The 18,210-nt window shown below is 43.6% G+C and carries 19 protein-coding genes and 1 tRNA gene; 10 read left to right on the plus strand and 10 right to left on the minus strand.

Translation table 11 applies throughout. From position 1 onward, the window contains the following. Positions 1-63: 63 nt before the first annotated feature. The 6 genes from H150_RS0101260 to H150_RS0101285 all read left to right on the plus strand — a co-directional run bounded on the left by H150_RS0101260 (position 64) and on the right by H150_RS0101285 (position 4,826). Complete coding sequence (locus H150_RS0101260) at positions 64-1,203, plus strand: phosphoribosyltransferase domain-containing protein (RefSeq protein ID WP_019957230.1); 1,140 nt, start codon at positions 64-66, stop codon at positions 1,201-1,203. Continuing rightward, a complete protein-coding gene (locus H150_RS0101265) occupies positions 1,196-1,945 on the plus strand; it encodes an HAD family hydrolase (RefSeq protein WP_019957231.1) in 750 nt (249 codons plus the stop codon). The genes H150_RS0101260 and H150_RS0101265 overlap by 8 nt, the downstream gene beginning before the upstream one ends. Continuing rightward, on the plus strand, positions 1,942-3,033 hold the full coding sequence (locus H150_RS0101270; RefSeq protein ID WP_019957232.1) for a cysteine protease StiP domain-containing protein: 1,092 nt from the start codon (positions 1,942-1,944) through the stop codon (positions 3,031-3,033). Before H150_RS0101265 ends, H150_RS0101270 begins: the two co-directional genes overlap by 4 nt. Next, positions 3,026-3,889 (plus strand): HpcH/HpaI aldolase/citrate lyase family protein, encoded by an 864-nt coding sequence (locus tag H150_RS0101275; protein ID WP_019957233.1) that lies wholly within the window; start codon positions 3,026-3,028, stop codon positions 3,887-3,889. The genes H150_RS0101270 and H150_RS0101275 overlap by 8 nt, the downstream gene beginning before the upstream one ends. Before the next feature lie 146 nt (positions 3,890-4,035). Further along, positions 4,036-4,126, plus strand: a tRNA-Ser gene (locus H150_RS0101280). A gap of 196 nt (positions 4,127-4,322) precedes the next feature. Then, entirely contained in the window at positions 4,323-4,826 is a 504-nt protein-coding gene (locus tag H150_RS0101285) for a GNAT family N-acetyltransferase (RefSeq protein WP_019957234.1), read from the plus strand. Between the two features lie 38 nt (positions 4,827-4,864). On the opposite strand, the gene coaD is transcribed toward H150_RS0101285, so the two are convergent. The 4 genes from coaD to H150_RS0101305 form a co-directional block, all read right to left on the minus strand. After that, positions 4,865-5,377 carry a pantetheine-phosphate adenylyltransferase gene (gene coaD / locus H150_RS0101290; protein WP_019957235.1) on the minus strand — a complete coding sequence of 171 codons (513 nt, stop codon included), beginning with the start codon at positions 5,375-5,377 and terminating at the stop codon, positions 4,865-4,867. Further along, positions 5,377-6,510 (minus strand): beta-ketoacyl-ACP synthase III, encoded by a 1,134-nt coding sequence (locus tag H150_RS0101295; protein ID WP_245540026.1) that lies wholly within the window; start codon positions 6,508-6,510, stop codon positions 5,377-5,379. Before H150_RS0101295 ends, coaD begins: the two co-directional genes overlap by 1 nt. 190 nt (positions 6,511-6,700) lie before the next feature. After that, the gene (locus H150_RS0101300; RefSeq protein ID WP_019957237.1) at positions 6,701-7,381 is read right to left on the minus strand and encodes a Bax inhibitor-1 family protein; all 681 of its coding nucleotides are present in this window, start codon (positions 7,379-7,381) and stop codon (positions 6,701-6,703) included. Positions 7,382-7,498: 117 nt separating this feature from the next. Continuing rightward, on the minus strand, positions 7,499-9,178 hold the full coding sequence (locus H150_RS0101305; protein WP_019957238.1) for an ABC1 kinase family protein: 1,680 nt from the start codon (positions 9,176-9,178) through the stop codon (positions 7,499-7,501). 169 nt (positions 9,179-9,347) lie between these two features. Between H150_RS0101305 and H150_RS0101310 the strand changes: the two genes are divergently transcribed. From H150_RS0101310 to H150_RS0101320, 3 genes are all read left to right on the plus strand, one after another. Further along, on the plus strand, positions 9,348-9,872 hold the full coding sequence (locus H150_RS0101310) for a C40 family peptidase (RefSeq protein WP_425316050.1): 525 nt from the start codon (positions 9,348-9,350) through the stop codon (positions 9,870-9,872). 18 nt (positions 9,873-9,890) lie between these two features. Next, positions 9,891-10,106: a hypothetical protein gene (locus H150_RS0101315; protein WP_026353376.1), complete on the plus strand. Its 216-nt coding sequence runs from the start codon at positions 9,891-9,893 to the stop codon at positions 10,104-10,106. Positions 10,107-10,295: 189 nt separating this feature from the next. Next, positions 10,296-11,012 carry a pirin family protein gene (locus H150_RS0101320; protein WP_019957241.1) on the plus strand — a complete coding sequence of 239 codons (717 nt, stop codon included), beginning with the start codon at positions 10,296-10,298 and terminating at the stop codon, positions 11,010-11,012. Between the two features lie 83 nt (positions 11,013-11,095). Here H150_RS0101320 and H150_RS0101325 read toward each other — a convergent pair whose 3' ends face one another. The 6 genes from H150_RS0101325 to H150_RS0101350 form a co-directional block, all read right to left on the minus strand. Next, complete coding sequence (locus H150_RS0101325; RefSeq protein WP_019957242.1) at positions 11,096-11,800, minus strand: pseudouridine synthase; 705 nt, start codon at positions 11,798-11,800, stop codon at positions 11,096-11,098. A 61-nt stretch (positions 11,801-11,861) separates the two neighbouring features. Beyond that, positions 11,862-13,262 (minus strand): sodium:proton antiporter, encoded by a 1,401-nt coding sequence (locus H150_RS0101330; protein WP_019957243.1) that lies wholly within the window; start codon positions 13,260-13,262, stop codon positions 11,862-11,864. 168 nt (positions 13,263-13,430) lie between these two features. Continuing rightward, positions 13,431-13,826, minus strand: coding sequence for a lactoylglutathione lyase (gene gloA, locus H150_RS0101335; RefSeq protein ID WP_026353377.1), 396 nt, complete (start codon positions 13,824-13,826; stop codon positions 13,431-13,433). Between the two features lie 215 nt (positions 13,827-14,041). After that, on the minus strand, positions 14,042-14,806 hold the full coding sequence (locus tag H150_RS0101340; RefSeq protein ID WP_019957245.1) for a lysophospholipid acyltransferase family protein: 765 nt from the start codon (positions 14,804-14,806) through the stop codon (positions 14,042-14,044). Continuing rightward, entirely contained in the window at positions 14,807-15,382 is a 576-nt protein-coding gene (gmhB, locus tag H150_RS0101345) for a D-glycero-beta-D-manno-heptose 1,7-bisphosphate 7-phosphatase (RefSeq protein WP_019957246.1), read from the minus strand. It lies immediately after the preceding gene. Continuing rightward, entirely contained in the window at positions 15,379-15,840 is a 462-nt protein-coding gene (locus H150_RS0101350; protein WP_019957247.1) for a DUF7832 domain-containing protein, read from the minus strand. Before H150_RS0101350 ends, gmhB begins: the two co-directional genes overlap by 4 nt. Before the next feature lie 507 nt (positions 15,841-16,347). Between H150_RS0101350 and dbpA the strand changes: the two genes are divergently transcribed. Beyond that, positions 16,348-17,733, plus strand: coding sequence for an ATP-dependent RNA helicase DbpA (gene dbpA, locus H150_RS0101355; protein WP_019957248.1), 1,386 nt, complete (start codon positions 16,348-16,350; stop codon positions 17,731-17,733). Positions 17,734-18,210 lie beyond the last annotated feature (477 nt).

An 18,210-nucleotide genomic window follows, 5' to 3' on the forward strand; every position in this document is an offset into this window, starting at 1 on the left:
CTACCCTAATCAGGTAGCCGATATTATTTACAAGCGCTATTTTGAGCCTAGAAGGAGTTGTCGTTGGATTGGTCATTTGATTTGCCTACAGGACGCTTGCAATTGCAATTGCAAGAAGCCAAGTTACCATTTGAAGATTTGTTGTCGATTGGTGCACGGCAAAACCCAAAACGTGCATTTTTGTTTGTCAGCAAAGTTTTGGGAAAACATATCCCAGTCAAACCTGCAATGATGCGACATTGTCATCAATTGTTGGCGCAGCAATTGCCTGCTTTTGATGCACCAAGTTTGTTTATTGGCATGGCAGAAACTGCCACAGGCTTAGGGCAAGGTGTGTTTGAAGCTTATGTGCAGCAACAGCCGCATAGCCAAGCACAATACATTCACAGCAGCCGTGTGCGTGTACATGATACCGATGCGGTGGTGTTTGAAGAGTCACACAGCCACGCCACACGTGTTTGGCTGCATTTGCCTAAAGACGACGCAACCAAGGCGCATTGGCAGCAAGCTAAAAATTTGATTTTGATTGATGATGAATTGAGTACGGGCAATACTTTTTGCAATTTATTGCAACAATGTTTGCATCTCGCTCCCCATGTCACACAAGTGTATTGGGTGTCTGTGGCAGACTTTATGGGTTCACGTCGTGATGCATTGATGGCTGCTTCTGAGCTGCCTTTGCAGTGTATTTCTTTGTTGCGAGGGCAATGGCAATTTCAAAGCAATAGTGTGGTTGCACCTGTAGCGCAAGCGTCGCAATCACACATCGGTGCAGAGCCATATATTGTAGATGCAGGTTTTGGGCGTTTGGGTGTGGCAGCGCCGATTCAATTGAATGGTGTCTTGCGCGAACAATTGCCGCCTGATTTAAAAGCCCATGATCAAGTTTTGGTATTGGGTTGCGGTGAATTCATGCATGCGGCTTTGTTGGTGGCAGAGTATTTGCAAGAGCATTATCAGGTTAAATGTAAAGTGCAATCGACCACCCGTTCACCCATTTTACAATGGGGTGCGATTGAGACAATTACCACAGCAGGCGATCCTTATGATGAAGGTGTGCCTTATTTTGTGTATAACGTGGTGCGGTCAGACTATGACCATATATTGATTTGCCATGAGTATGAAGCCAGCACTGCTTTGCAACAAACTGCTTATGATTTGCAAGCTGATTTGATTTCTTTGACTAAGGAGCATCATGCATAAATTGTTGTTTGTGGATTTGGACGACACTTTGTTTCACAGCCACAATAAGCGTCAACCTGACACACACGATGTGGCTTTGGCTTATTTACAGGACGGTTCTGCCATTTCTTATGCCAATCAAAAGCAAATGACGATGTTGAAGTTTTGGCAAGAAAGCCATGTGATGATTCCAGTGACTGCTCGCAATCGCAATGCGTTTGAGCGTGTGGCGATTGAATTCAAACATGGGGCAGTCATCAATTATGGTGGCATTGTGTTGCAAGCCGATGGCAGTTTGGATGAGGCGTGGAGTCAGCAAAGCCAAGCGCATGCCCGTCACAGCGAACCGATATTACAAGTGTTATTGGATTATTTGAACAGTTTGATTCAAACCACCGAATACAGCAGCTTGCATGCACGCATCATCAGCGACGTTGGTATCGCATTTTATGTGTTGCTCAAATCCAAAACGGGTGATTTGGTGCAAGTGGCGCAAGTGACGCACATGGTAAAACAATTTTTGGCTCAAGAGGGTTGGACAGAATATCAAGTGCATCACAATGGTAATAATCTTGCTATCATGCCGCCATGGCTTAACAAGCGCCATGGCGTGCGCTATTTGCTAGCACAATGGCAACAACGCGGTGAAGTGGTTTCGTTTGGTATGGGCGATAGCGTGATTGATTTGGGTTTTATGAATGAGTGTGATTATTTGATGGTGCCCAATCCGAGCCAAATTGTCAGTCAAAGGATGGATGTATGAGTTTTCATGGCAGTTATCGTGCTGAGCAAGTCACGTTTTTATTAAAACCGATGGCATTAGAGACCATTGACGACACGGTATTGAAAGAACAGCTGATTCAAAGTGGGCAGCGACATTATAGTGAAATGTTGTCACCTGAAAAACGCCCAAGCCCTGAATATTTGGCTTTGTTTCATGAGGCTTTTCAAGCCAATTGCAAACAAATGGCCAGCGATATTTTGAAATTGGCGGCGTTAATCCAACAACAAAAATCAGGCTTGCCAACTTTGGTATCTTTGGCCAGAGCAGGTACGCCCATTGGCGTGATTTTGCAGCAAATTTTAAGCCGTTTGTATGGTGAGTCGGTGAGGCATTATTCCGTATCGATTATTCGAGATCGTGGAATCGATGAGAATGCATTGCATGCTATTTTGGATGCAGGTCATGCGCCAGAGTCTTTGGTGTTTTTAGATGGATGGACGGGCAAAGGCGTCATTAATCGTGAGTTACAGGCCGCTATTGATGGTTTTAATGCACAAAACCATTGCCACATAGATGGTCGTTTGTTTGTCTTGACCGATTTGGCAGGCGTGACCGATTGTGCTGCCAGTGAAGAAGATTATTTGATACCTTCTTCGATTTTGAATGCCAGCATCAGCGGTTTGGTCAGTCGTTCTATTTTGAATGAGACCATAGGCAAAGATGATTTTCATGGTTGTGTGTATTTTGCTGAATTTGCCGATTGCGATTTGTCACAATGGTTTGCGGATGCTGTGGTGGCGTTGGCATGGGAAGAATATGCTCAAAATGGTGTGCCTACCATGAAGATGGCTGATAAAGCCATTCGTCATCAAGCCAATCAACAGTTCATTCAGCAGTATATGCAGCAATATGGCATTGATGATGTGAATTTGATTAAGCCCGGTATCGGTGAAGCCACGCGTGTGTTTTTGCGTCGTTTGCCTGAAAGATTGTTAGTGAAAAATTTAGAAGAAGCTTCTGTGCAGCATTTATTGTGGTTGGCGCAAGAAAAAAATGTGGTTGTAGAAGTGGTTGAAAACTTGCCATACCATGCCGCAGCTATGATTCGGAGTGCACGCGATGCTTAAGCCTCATCAATATTGCGCTTCTTTGTATGTGCCGACTACGCACAAAGATTTGAATGAAATCATGCGAGGTGAAAAGCTGCAAGAAGTCGGTAGTTTGATTTTTTGTACGGAAGATGCGGTGTCTGAACAGCATTTGCCACAAGCCATCAGCCGTTTTTTAGATGCCTTGCCGTATTTAAATCCTCATTCATCGCAACAACGCTTTGTGCGTGTGCGCAATCCTGCGGTGATGCAGCAATTGCTGGCAAATGAGCATATTCAAAACATTGATGGTTTTGTTTTACCCAAAATTACGGCTAAAAATATTGGTGATTACCAAATTTTGGTAGAGCAAGGCTTTTATGTGATGCCTACTTTGGAAACGGCTGAGGTGTTTATTGAGCAAGAAATGTTGCAATTGCGAGATATTTTATTGCAGCCATTGTGGCGACCTTATGTGTTGAGTTTACGTCTTGGTGGCAACGATTTGCTCAATTTATTGAGCATGCGGCGCAGTGCCGAACACACTGTCTATGAAACCGTTTTGGGTACTCATATCGATCGTTTGGTAGGATGGTTTAAGCCTTGTGGTTTTGAATTGAGCGCACCTGTATTTGAGTTTTTAAATCAACCTGAGGTATTAATGCGTGAAGTTCAGGCCGATTTATTACATGGCTTAACTGGTAAAACCGCCATACACCCGACTCAAATTGCCAGTATCGAAGCATTTTATGCGGTCAAAGAGCAAGATGTGTTGGTGGCAAAAGCAGTGTTAGCATCGAATCAAGCGGTGTTTCAATATCAGCAATGCATGCAAGAAGTGGCGACTCATTACCGATGGGCGCAAAAAACATTGACAATGGCGGGCTTGAGTTAAAATAAATGGTATGGGAAGTGGGTGTTTTTATTTTTTATATTTGTTTTTAAAGAATAAATTGATATTTCGGTTGGTTGTGATGAAATATTAATAAAAAAATGCTTGCAGCAACTAAAACATTAACGTATTATTCTGCTTCTCAAGTCGGAAGCGTGGCAGAGCGGTTGAATGCAACGGTCTTGAAAACCGTCGAGGGCTTATACCCCTCCGTGAGTTCGAATCTCACCGCTTCCGCCAAAATACTGAAAAGCACACCTGAAAAGGTGTGCTTTTTTGCGTATGCTTGGTTTTACTTTGTCATACAGAACCATTAATCCGTTTTAGAATCTGTTGAGCGGCATATCAACAAAGAGAATGCGGTGAACGTCTTATTTCATATATTCATATACAACAATGTGGTGAAAACTTGTATACAGGCCGATTGGATGAACTTATGGCTTTAATCCCCATGACTGACATGGTTTTATTGATTGATGTCACCGAGCAAGCAAAATTACAACATCATTTTATATGCAATGAATGGGATGGCTTGGCACAAACACGTGATGAGCTAGAGGCTGAGTTATTAAGTGGTATGTCGGTATGGGCTTGGATGGAGGCAGGTGAGGCCATTGGTGTGGTCAAAACACGCTGTGTTAGTGATGTATGGGTATTTTGGCATTTAATCATCATGCCTCAATACCAAAGTCGTGGTTTGGTGACCGCCATTTTGCTGGAGCTAGAAGCACTGGCGCAAAAGTTTGGTTGTATGGCGCTAGAGGGTATCGTGCATTTTCCGAGAGATGGCATCAAGCGTTGGTATGAAATATTGGGCTATCAAGCAGTACAAACCGATGCGGTGATTCAAGCGAGCGGTTATCAAATGGTCAAAATGCTGTTGAGGAAAAGTTTGTTACCGACTGAACCTAGCCAGCAATGTGATGAGGTAGGGAATTAAAAAAGCGTCCTGTAAACGTTTACAGGACGCTTGATGGATTAATTGTGATACAAATGATTGTTAATCATTTTTTCATACACAGGTTCAGGCAAATAACGCTTGATCATGGCTTGCCAGTTTTTAGGACCGACCATGCCTTTGACCATGGTAGAAGACACTTCGGCAAATTCGCGCGGTGGCAAAAGGAAAACCGTAGAAATTTCAGGTTGTAAGTCAGAATTGATATAGCGCATCGAGCGTTCGTATTCATAATCCGAAGCCGAACGTATGCCACGCACAATGTAGTCTGCACTAATACTGTCGGCATAGTTAACCAAATACTGATTTTCAAACGAGGCAATGTGAACATTGTGCATGCCTGAAGTAATGGCTTTGAGCATGTCTTTGCGCTCTTCCAAAGTATAAGTGCAACGCTTATCAGGATTGACACCAATGGCGACAACCAGCTCATCAAACAGCATTTGCGCTTCACGTATCATCCACAAATGACCGTTGGTAGGTGGGTCGAAACTGCCTGCGTAGACGGCGCGGCGCATTTTGCCTTTGACCATCAGCGTTTTTCCAACAGCACCGAGCCAATGGAATAACCTGCACCAAAGCTAGACAAAACTGCCAAATCACCTGTTTGCAAATCATCGTGGTGCAAATGCATGGCAATCACGGAGCCTGCTGAACTGGTATTGGCATAAGTATCCAAAATGGTTGGCGATTCTTGCGCCGTAGCAGGGCGACCTAAGACACGTTTGGCAATCAATTCATTCATTGTCAAATTGGCTTGGTGTAACCAAAAGCGTTTTACATTGGTAGGCTCAATTTGGTTTTTATGCAAATGGCTGATAATGTGTTCGCCCACAGCAGGACACACTTCTTTGAACACTTTACGGCCATTTTGTACAAACAATTTGTCTGCCGCCAATGGATTGTTATCGATTTCGGTGCGGTTTAAGAAACCTGCATTGTTGCGGATGTTATTTGAAAATTCTGTCCACAAATGGGTATCGACCACGTTAAAGCCTTTGTGAGTGTCGCCCGCCAAATCTTGATGAACCAATACCATAGCGGTGGCAGCATCGCCAAAAATGAAATGGCTGTCACGTTCACGGAAGTTCAAATGCGCGGTGCAAATTTCGGCATTAATCACCAATACACGCGTTGCAGAACCTGCGGCAATGGCATTGGCGGCCATTTGAATGGCAAAAGTGGCACTCGAGCACGCCACGTTCATGTCAAAGGCAAAGCCAGCACAACCCAATGCAGTTTGGATTTCTACAGCCATCGCAGGATAAGCACGTTGCATATTAGAATTGGCAACAATCACCATGTCGATGTCAGCGGCATTGACTTCAGCATTATTTAAAGCATCTTTGGCTGCGGCTATACCGATTTCAGCTTGAATAGACAACTCTTCATTGCTGCGTTGTGGCAATTGCGGTGCCATGATGTCAGGATTCAAAATACCTGTTTTGTCCAATACAAAACGGCTTTTGATGCCTGAAGCTTTCTCTATGAAGGCGCTGCTTGATTCAGACAAAGCAGTCACACTGCCATCAATAATCGCTTGAGCATTTTGTTCATTGAAAGAAGCAACATATTGGTTGAATGTATGAACCAATTCATCGTTGCTGATGCTGTCTTTTGGGGTGAATAAACCAGTGCCAAGCAGCACAACAGGCATAGAAGTCATAGGGTGAAAGTCTCCAACAAAATTCATCATAACAAACAGTTATATGATCGCTTTCATATCATTAACCATGTTTGTCGTTTATTGCATGGCAGCATAACCTTGTTACCGTTGTCAGTCAAAGTATTAATCAAAAAAAGCGTCCTGTAATATTACAGGACGCTGTGTGTTGGTGGTTTGACCTATTAAGAACTTAATCGTTGCCAGTGAGCGCCATTAATAAATGCAACAAGTTGCTAAAAATATTGTATATGGATATGAAAATGGTCAAAGCTGCGCTGATGTAACTGGTTTCACCACCTTCAATGACCGCTTTGGTTTGCCACATAATCATCAATGAACTAAATACCACAAAGACGGCTGAAATCGCCAAAGATACCGCAGGGATTTTAAAGAATAAATTGGCAATGACGGCGGTCATCAATACCACCGCTCCAACCAACAAAAATCGACTCATAGCAGCGGTGTCGGCTTTGGATTTATGCGCTGCGAATGTCATAGCCGCAAAGACAGCAACGGTCATGATGGCTGCTGAAAAGACGATTTGTGTACCCGCAGCAGAGCCTAGCAACATGCCAAGCACGGGCCCAATCATCATGCCCATAGAAAAAGTGAATACTTGTAATAAGGCGATGCCTATTTTGTTGTAACGGTTTTTTTCAATGAAAAATACCATGCCATAAAGAAAGGCGAAAAAGAGAATAATACCCATCCAGCCGCCACCAAGCAAAGCCATAGGATTGACGACAGCGCCTGCCAATGCACCCAAGGCACAAGGAATAAACGACACTGCCAACAGCAAATAGGCTTTGCTTAAGACGAATTTTTGGCTGCTGATGCTGCCTGAAACAGGGTTGGCCATTTTGTTGGTCATGATGCACTCCTATAATGGAAAGTAGGGGCGGAGAATCGAGAGTTGTATTTTATCATTTAAGTGATTGTGTTTATTTTAATTTTGATTAAAATTTATTATCTATATTGAATAGTTTAATCAATGCTTACCAGCGCGCCACAATGACCACAAAATCCAAATGCTGTTTAAAAATGCGATGGTATAGCCGAAAAAACCTAATAAGGGCATGCCAAAAATATTGGGACCAACATCCACATGCAAAGCAATCGATGAGCCTATGATTAAAGATGCGGTCACAATGGCGACGGTTAAACGATTGGTAGAGCGGTCTAATTGATGTCCAAAATCATCTAGCCTTGCCATGTCCAAATTGACTTTGATTTGACCTGATTTGAGGCGTTTGTTCATTCGAATCAAAGTGTGTGGCAAATCGTCTAGCAATTGCAAAAAGGTATAGCTATGGGTTTTGACTTTTTTCTTCGCTTGGTCGAAAGAAAAATGCGTTAACACCAAGTCTTCTACTAAGGGACGAGTGGATTCCATTAACTGAAAATCGCCGTCTAATTGGTTGACCACGCCTTCTAAAGTAATCAAGGTGCGAAACAACATGACCAAGTCACCTGGTAAGGTTAAATTGTTTTCGCGGATGATGCTGGTGATGTCGTTGACAATATACGAGAGGCTGATGTCTTTGAGCGAGGTAAACTCGTAATTCATGAGCATTTCCATCACATCATTGCCCAAACGATTTTCGTCTGGCAGGTCGCCTTGTGCCCAATCGCTCAAAACATGTTGAATGGTGAACTGGTCACGGTCAATAATCGCGTTAATTAATGTAATAATTTCAGTGCGCCGATTACCACCTAAAAACCCAGCCAAGCCGAAATCAATTAATGTAATACATCCCTCATCTGACAAGAAAATATTGCCAGGATGGGGGTCTGCGTGGAAGTAGCCATGTTTTAAAATCATGTCCAAAATCAACTGTGCAATGTCCTTGGCGCGCTGGCTTAACCATTCTTGATTGTATTGACTTAGATTGATGTTTTTAAGTAAGGTATCGCCGATGTATTCTTGTACCAAAATTTTTCGATTGGAAAATTCGGGATAAACTTGAGGAATGTGAACATAAGGATGCGCCTCGTACGCACGAGAAAAGCGTTCCATATTGCGCAATTCCATAGACAAGTCGGTTTCGCGGGCGAGGCTGCGGGCGAAATAATGCACCATTTCGATGGGGTGGTAACGGCGTGACTCGGGAATTTCATTTTCCAATAAATACGCCAAATGCTTCATGATGCGCAAATCTGCTTGAATGGTTTTTTCAATATTCGGACGTTTGATTTTGACTGCCACGACAGAGCCATCGAGCAATATGGCCTTGTGTACTTGCGCAATGGAAGCGCTGCCTATGGGCGTGGGCTCAATATGTTTGAATACTTCATTTACAGGACGCTCTAAATAAGCGGCAATCAAGGCGGTAATGTCAGATTGGGCAATAGGGCGGACATTGTTTTGTAAGCGTTGGAATTCATCTATCCATTCGGGATTGAAAATATCCACACGGGTAGACAAAATTTGACCAAACTTGATAAAAGTGGGGCCCAATTCCTCAAATGCTATGCGAAAGCGTTGTGGTAGACTCAAATAAGGGTTTTGCAAGCGGTGTTGATCGGGCTTGTGGCGTTTGAGTGAAGGAAAGGGCTGGATCAATTTTAAGCGGTATAGAAATTCATCCAAGCCATAGCGCATCAAGATGCTGATAATTTCTTTCATGCGTGGTAAATCACGCATGGCAATAACGGTTTGTTTCAACATAAAAACAGCCTTTGAAGGTGCGCAGTGTTTTTTTAAATTAGCACGCGTCTATTAACCACACAACAAGTTCCGCACCATAGCAATATGGGTGCCAAGAGTTTTATACATGATGAGCAAGACAATGAACAGACTGTTGTTATGGGTAGTCGGTTGCGTGAGCTTCTTACCTATGGTTGCAGCAGCCGATCCTTTGGAAGATATGATACGCAGCCGCAACAGTAGTACGGCCACATTTAACCAATCGGTACGTACCACCCACACTCAAACACCTGATGCGATTTCCAAAGAGCAAGCAGGGGATTTGATTATGAATGCGATGGGCTTAATCGGTTTGTCGTATATTTATGGCGGTAACAATCCTGAACAAGGTTTGGATTGTAGTGCATTTATGCAATACATATTCAAGCAAAGTATGAAAATCAATTTGCCCCGCACCAGTGCCGAACAAACCAATGTGGGTTCTTATGTTGAGCGCAGCCAAATTCAACCTGGGGATATGGTATTTTTCCGTACCGCAGGAGCGGGGCGCATTTCGCATGTGGGCATGTATATTGGCAATGATCGCTTTATTCATGCACCACGAACGGGTAAAAACATTGAAATCACCAGTTTGAGCAGCAAATATTGGGGCAGCAAATATGCTACTGCTCGTCGTGTGAATGGCGCAGGTAAAGCTGCGGCATCATTTCGTTAATGGGTTAAGGCGAGTGAGATGACAATACCCGATATGCCTAAATGGTTCGATGCCGATGGCAAACCTGTTTCATGCACAGAAAAAATCAAAGTGATGCAGCAAAACATGGAAGAATTGCATGAAATGGCGCAAGAGGCATTTGAAGATGCGATTTTGATGGGTTGTACTGAGGCGCAGCTCAAAGACTATTTGCGTGAATTGATCGACAGTTTGGACAATCCTTATGCCTCTTAACAGCATGCGTTGATATTGGCTGTTGGGCAATGTCTTACAGGACGCTGAATGATGGTGGTTTCTTAAATGGAAATCACCATTAATTTTTTGGGGATTTATTTTCTTTAGAGTTAAATATAAACTGTATTCATTGCTTATCCATATACAGCTGAGAGCAACAGCGTCTTGTTAATAGAAAGAGAGCCCCATATGAACATTCGTCGCAGTCATCAACGTGGTCATGCCAATCATGGATGGTTGGACAGTCGTCATACGTTTTCTTTTGCAGGTTATTATGATCCGCAATGGATGGGCTATGCCAATTTGCGTGTCATCAATGAAGACAAAATTGCAGCAGGCATGGGTTTTGGTGAACATCCGCATCGTGATATGGAAATTGTGTCGTATGTGTTAGAAGGTGAGTTGGCACATCGTGATAATATGGGCAATGTCAAAGGCATTAAACCCGGTGAAGTGCAGCGCATGTCGGCAGGCAGTGGTGTGACGCACAGCGAATTTAACCATGCACAAGGTCAAACCACGCATTTTTTGCAAATTTGGATAGAGCCGAACAAACGTGGCATCGTGCCTGAGTATTCACAACAAGCTTACAGCGATGCCGACAAGCGTGGTCGCTTGTTGCAGGTATTAAAACCGTATGAACAAACGGCGAACGCTGACAATGCGCAAGCCATCGAGATTCATGCCGATGCGTCTTTGTTTGTCGGTTTGTTTGATGGTGCTGAGCAAGCGCAAAAACACTTGCAAGATGGGCATGTGTATTATGTGCATGTGGCGCGTGGTAGCGTGAATGTGAACGGTGAGCGTTTGCATGCAGGCGATGCAGCGATGATAGAAGACGGTGGCGTGCTGGCTTTGAGCCAAGGTGATGCGGCAGAAGTCTTGGTGTTTGAATTGGTGCCGTAAAGCTATTGTAATGAAACAAGCGTCCTGTAAATATTTACAGGACGCTTGTTTTTTAAGCCTCAAAAATCGATATGATAGGATGCTCAAACACTGGCTTGGACTTCGGCAATGTCTAAAAAACGCCATTCGCCCACTGCAAAATCGTCCACGCGCCATTGGTGAAATTGGTCGCGGTGTAAGGTTTCGACACGGTTGCCAGCGGCGGCAATCATGCGTTTGACTTGGTGGTATTTGCCTTGGGTGATGGTCATCAACAAGGTGTGCTCGTCCACCAATTCGGCAGCGGCAGCAGCGATGGTTTCGGTTTCATCATCGAGCAACACGCCTTTGATGAGTTTGTCGCAAAAGCTTTGGTCGGCAGCGTGTTTCAAGCCGACGCGGTAGATTTTGGGAACGTGGTGTTTGGGTGAGGTGACACGGTGATTGAATTGACCATCATTGGTCAAAATAATCGCGCCTGTGGTGTCGGCATCCAAACGTCCCACCGCTTGAATGTCGATGTCACGAAAATTGTTTGGCAACATCGAGAACACGCTTGGGTATTGTTGCGGTTTGTGCGAGGTTTCGGTGTCGGGCGCTTTGTTGAGCAAGATGTAAAAATAGGGCAAATTGATGGTCGGGATGATGTCCTCGTCCAATTTCAAGACGCGGCGACCGTCCAAACTGACTTCGGCTTTGGTGTCGTCAACGACTTCGCCATCGATTTCAATCCAACCGCCTTTAACCCAATTTTGACATTGTTTGCGGCTGCCCAAACCTTGGGCTTGTAAGTATTTGATGATGTTCATAAGCATTTCAATTAAAAAAGCGTCCTGTAAACTTACAGGACGCTTTGTCTGTAAACCTCAATTATATAAAGAAAATCAAAGTGTGTAAGATAAACAATGGCACCAAGATGCCAAACGACCATGCCATATAGCCAAAAAAGCTTGGCATTTTGACGCGATTTTGTTCGGCAATGGCTTTGACCATGAAGTTAGGTGCATTGCCAATATAGCTCAAAGCACCCATGAATACCGAACCCATAGACACCGCCAGCAAAGTGGTTTCCAACGTGGTCATCAATTCCACCGCATCGCCTGAAGCCAAATTGAAGAACACCAAATAAGTCGGTGCATTGTCCAAGAATGCCGACAATATGCCGCTCATCCAAAAATACACGCTGTTAATAGGTTGACCTTGAGCGTCGTGCGCCAACGCCACCAAGCCTGCAAATGCGCCATCTGAGCCGACTTTCAACATCGCCAAAACAGGCGCGATGGTGATGAAAATTCCCAAGAACAATTTGCCCACTTCTTGAATCGGACCCCAGTTAAAATCATTGGCTTCACGCAAAGATTTGGCAGTGGTTTTCAAAGAAACGATGCCGATGATGATGAAAATCACATCACGCACAATGTTTTGCAAACTCACAGGCGTACCTAAAATATTGAATTCCACGCCTGACTTCCACATGCCCGACATCAAAACTGCCGCGATGATGCCAATGAGCCAAACAAAATTGAGTTTGCCTTCGATACTGATTTTTTCGTCAGAGGATACTGTTTCAGAGGTTGCAGCATCTTCTTTTTTCCAAAAGTGGCGGTCAATGAAGTAAAACACCGTCAACAAAACCACCGAGCTGATTAAAACAGGCATCATCATGTGTTTGACTGTCCACATGAAGTCCACGCCTTTTAAGAAACCCAAAAACAATGGCGGATCGCCCAATGGTGTCAAACCACCACCGATATTGGCGACCAAGAAAATGAAGAAGACGACCACATGTACTTTGTGTTGGCGGTTTTCGTTCGCTCGCAACAAAGGGCGAATGAGTAACATGGCCGCGCCTGTCGTACCCATGATGGATGCCAAAAATGTGCCCAAAGCCAAAATGATGACGTTGGTTTTGGCGCTGCCTTGAATATTGCCTTTGACCAAAATGCCACCTGAAACGGTGAACAAAGCCCACAATAACAAAATAAACGGGATGTATTCAGCCAACAAAGCATGTGCAACGGTGTGAACCGTTTCACCCATGCCGTAAACGAATGTGAACGGGGCTAAAAATAAAATTGTCCAAAACGCGGTGATTTTACCAAAGCTGTGATGCCAAATGTGTGGTGCAAACAGTGGGAATAAAGCAATCGACAACAAAATACACGCAAACGGCAAGCCCCATAATAAACTCATTTGGCTGGCATCAAATCCTGCTGCTTGTGCGCTCAGTGGCAATGTTAAAGTGGCCAGTAAGCCTAATTTTTTCAGCATCAAATCTCCTTTCGATAATTGTTCAAAACGGACGTTGGTATTGTGATTGTGTTTGTCCGCGACCGATAGATAAAAGCGTCCTGTAAGACGTTGGTATTGTGATTGCCTTGGTCTGAGACCAATAGACAAAAAGCGTCCTGTAAATGTGTTTACAGGACGCTTAAAGGTTTAGTCCTGACCTGAATTTTTTTGGATGAATTCAATTTTGTAACCATCTGGGTCTTCAACAAAAGCGATGACGGTGGTGCCGTGTTTCATGGGACCTGCTTCACGCACCACTTTGCCGCCTTTGGCGCGTGCCGCGTCGCAAGCTTGGTAAGCATCGTCTACTTCGATGGCAATATGACCGTAAGCATTGCCCAAATCATAGCTGTCGGTGTCCCAATTGTGGGTCAACTCTAAAACAGTGTGGTCGCTTTCATCGCCATAGCCCACAAAAGCCAAGGTGAATTTGCCTTCAGGATAATCGTTTTGGCGCAACAGTTTCATGCCCAAAACTTCTTGGTAAAACGCCAATGAGCGTTCTAAATTGCCTACGCGCAACATGGTGTGTAATAAACGCATTTGTGTGTCCTTGTCATTTTTGATTATCTGCAAGCCAATCATAATAGGCGAGCTGTTTGGAGTTTGCCAAGCAATATCGGCGCGACTTGCTTGGTGATGAGGGCAAAAAAAGGGTACAAATCGTATATATAATATGTATATTAAAATTTCATAGTAAGTATTTGATTTTATATGAAAAAAGGAAGGCTAAGCCTTCCTTTTAAATAAAGTGTGAATTAAATACCACTTTGTCCATTGGATTGAGGGTCATGTGGTTTTTCAAAGCATGGACCTTGACCTTCGATGTGGCGTTGTTGGCTTTCAATCCAGCTTTCTACTTTTTGCATGACCACATCAGCACTTTGACCAGTTGGGGCAATGGCTTCACCGATTACCACGCTGATACTGCCAGGATATTTTAAGAAAGAGTTTTTAGGCCAAAACTCGCCACTGTTCAGTGCTATGGGCACAATCGGCATTTGCAGCGTATCGGCAATGCGCGCGCCCCCGAGTTTGTAGCGACCGCGCAAACCTGGTTTGATACGTGTGCCTTCAGGGAATATGGCAATAGAGAAACCTTGGCTTTTGCGTTTGCCACCAGTTTCTAGTAATTGGCGTGATGCACCCATGCGGTCTTTGCGATTGATGCCGATGGTGCCTGCCATTTTCAAGCCCCAGCCAAAAAATGGAATCATAAACAATTCTTGTTTGGCTACAAACACAATCGGTGGAAAGTATTTTTGTAAAATAAACGTTTCCCAGCCTGATTGGTGTTTACAGCACACGACAACAGGTTCTTGAGGAATGTTTTCGGTTCCTTTAACGGTATGCTTCAAACCAATAATATGCTCTAACATCCAAACTTGTGCCATCGCCCAACCCGTGCAAGAGCGATTGACGGCTTTCACGCCAAAAGGCACACAAGCCAAAATGTAAATAAAATAGACCACTGTAAACACACACACACACAACCAATAAATCAGGTTTCTTAAAATAACCATTTAATCTTTTTGCTCCTTGATTTGGGCTTGTTGTTGGCGCAATAGTAACGCTTGTGCGAATTCTAATAAATTTTCATACACCAATGTGCTGATAGGCAAGCCGCCTGTGGCCAAGGTTTTTTTACCTTTGCCAGTTAACACCAAGACCGATTGACCGCCTACCGCCTCAATGGCCTGTAAATCACGCAAGCTGTCACCGACCATATACAATTCTTTCATGTCGGTATTGACATAGCGTTGCAAAATATCGTGCACCATACCAGGTAAAGGCTTGCGACATTCGCATTGGTCTGCCGCGGTGTGAGGACAAAACCATACCGCATCGATTTGGCCGCCAGCTTGTTGAACCAAGCGGTGCATTTTGGTGTGCATTTCATTCAAATCGTGAACGGTGAAATAACCACGACCGATGCCAGACTGATTGGTCGCGACAACAACTTGATAACCAGATTGATTCAAAAAGGCAATCGCATCCATGCTCCCTGCAATGGGAATCCATTCATCGACCGATTTGACAAATTTGTCGCTGTCTTCATTGATGACGCCATCTCGGTCTAAAATTACCAATTTGGTCATGAATTGTGTTCCTTCAAACTCGCTTGCCATTTGAGATAGGCTAAATCAAATTGAGAAGCCACCGCATCGTAAGCTGCGCGACTGTTGTCGACATGGTACAAAGAAGGCAATAAATCCACACGCAAAGTGGTGTAATAGTCGCTCATGAATTGACCATAGCCTTCTTCATCATCAGTATAGTAATACTCAGTGAAACGGCGACCGAATTCATTGAAAAAGCTCAATAGCAATTGACGCCCTAATGAATGTTCTAAAATATCCCGACCATTTAATTGCTGTTGTTGCAATTGTGTCATTTTTTCGCCCAATTGTTCGATGACCGCAGGATGCAATAATTGTGTTTGCGCCATCCATTCAAAATACATGCCCATGTGCGTCAAAGCACACACAGCGTCTAAATCTTGAGGAAAGTCTTCTTCAGTATGCCACTCTTGGTGGTCAATCAATTCATAATCCATTTGCAGCTTCAATCAGGTGGAAAAAGGACAAAACTATATCATTGTGGCCGTTTCATGCACATAGTCATGTGATTAGGCTAATCACAATATCAAACCTAACTATGACTGCTAAGCTTGTAAAGACCAGCTTACAGCCAAAATGAATCAGGTCACAGCGTCGCAATCAACCGCATAGACCATCACGATTGAAAGGCCAGATTGACTAATATATCAAAGTCATAAAGAGGATAAAACATTGATCAAGACAATTTAATATTAATGAATAATCAGTATGTGCTTCAGTTGGGTGAAAAGCAAATGGTGGCGTAACCTTTTTGCAATTTGAATATAAAATCAGTTTTGATTGAAGTGGTTTGTTACAAAGAATCCAACAAGTCAAAGGTTTAGCGAGACAAGCGTCCTGTAAAGTTTGGCATGAAAATAGGTGTATGTGTGCTGATTCTGTTAGAATATACCCCTTTTGATTTGCGGGCTGAGGCCTTAGCAACAGCTTTTGGGAGCTTCAGCATGAGCAATACTTCATTTTCTACTTTGCCTTTACAGGCTGCTTTATTGAATAACCTGCAAGATTTGGGTTTTCACAACATGACTGCCATTCAACAACAAGCTTTGCCAGCTATTTTGGAGGGCAAAGACATCATTGCACAAGCCAAAACGGGTTCAGGTAAAACGGCGACGTTTGGTTTGGGTTTGTTGCAAAAATTGGATGTGAAATATTTTCGCGTACAAAGCTTGGTATTGTGCCCAACTCGCGAATTGGCAGACCAAGTGTCAGCAGAATTGCGCCGTTTGGCACGCAGCATTCACAATATTAAGATTTTGACTTTGTGTGGTGGCGCACCAGTGGGTCCACAAATTGGCTCATTGGAACATGGCGCTCATATTATTGTTGGTACACCGGGTCGTGTGTTGGATCACATTGAGCGTGGTCGTTTGGATTTGAGCGATTTGACTTCTTTGGTTTTGGATGAAGCCGATCGCATGTTGGAAATGGGTTTCCAAAAAGAATTGGATGCCATCGTTTCTAAAACGCCATACCAACGTCAAACTTTGTTGTTCAGTGCCACTTATCCAGATGCAATTGCGGCATTGAGTGCGCGCTTATTGCGTGAGCCTGTGCGTGTGACCATCGAAGAACAACACAACCAAGATACGATTGCGCAACATTTCTTCCAAGTAGGTGGCGATGAGGCAAGTCGCATGGCAGCTTTGCGCTTGTTGTTGTTGAAATACCAAGGTCAAAGCAGTATCGTGTTTTGCACGACCAAACGTGAAACAGATGATGTGGCAGATTTTTTATATAAAGCAGGCTTTAGCGTGTTGGCTTTACACGGTGATTTGGATCAAAAAGACCGTGACCATACTTTGGTTCAGTTTGCCAATGGCAGTGCTTGTGTGTTGGTCGCGACCGATGTGGCCGCTCGTGGCTTGGACGTGAGCAGCGTGGATGCGGTATTCAATTATCAATTGGCGCATGACTCAGATACCCACACCCATCGCATTGGTCGTACAGGCCGTGCAGGTCAACAAGGTGTGGCGGTGAGTTTGTATGGCAAATACGAAGATTATAAAATTGGCACATTGGAGGCGGACTTTGATATGAAGATTCAGCCACAGCCTTTGCCTAGTCCAGACGATATTCAAGCCCAACCTTCTCACGCTAAGATGGCAACCTTACAATTGGATGGCGGCAAAAAACACAAAATCCGTCCAGGCGACATTGTGGGCGCATTGACTGCCAGCAAACAATTGCAAGGCGATGATTTGGGTCGTATTCAAGTGTATGACATTTGGAGTTTTGTCGCGGTCAAACGAGAATTGGCAAAAACTGCTTTGAGATTGCTACAAGAAGGCAAAATCAAAGGTAAAACGGTTCGAAGCCGTATTTTATAAAGCAAAACGGTTTTAAATAATCTTTTCAAGCGTCCTGTAACAGTTTACAGGACGCTTTTATGATTGAGTTTGACCTATTTTGTTTGTTTTGGAGGTGTTTCGAAATAAGTTTGTTATGGTATTCATGTTTTTTTTGAAGGTTGTTAAAATAATTTGCAATACAATAAGATTTCCTTTAAATTCAGCGTGCTTGTGTTTTTATAGCCATATTTTTACAATTAGGTGTTGACGGGTTTTCGGTGTTTCTGTAATATTCGGTTTCTTCGCTGCTGAGACAGAAACGAAACAGACCAAACGGTCAGCTTCGCAAGTTTCACAGCACAGCTCTTTAAAAAACAGATTACCGATAAGTGTGAGTGCGAAGAGCCTCACACTGCTAAAGAAGTAAAGACAAGATATGATTTTTAATCATTTCTCGCTCTTTTTCTTTGAGAAGCAGACCAGAAATTAAATAGTAAGCTTAGAGATTAAACATAA

Source organism: Vitreoscilla stercoraria DSM 513 (genome assembly GCF_000382305.1).
Lineage (GTDB): Bacteria > Pseudomonadota > Gammaproteobacteria > Burkholderiales > Neisseriaceae > Vitreoscilla > Vitreoscilla stercoraria.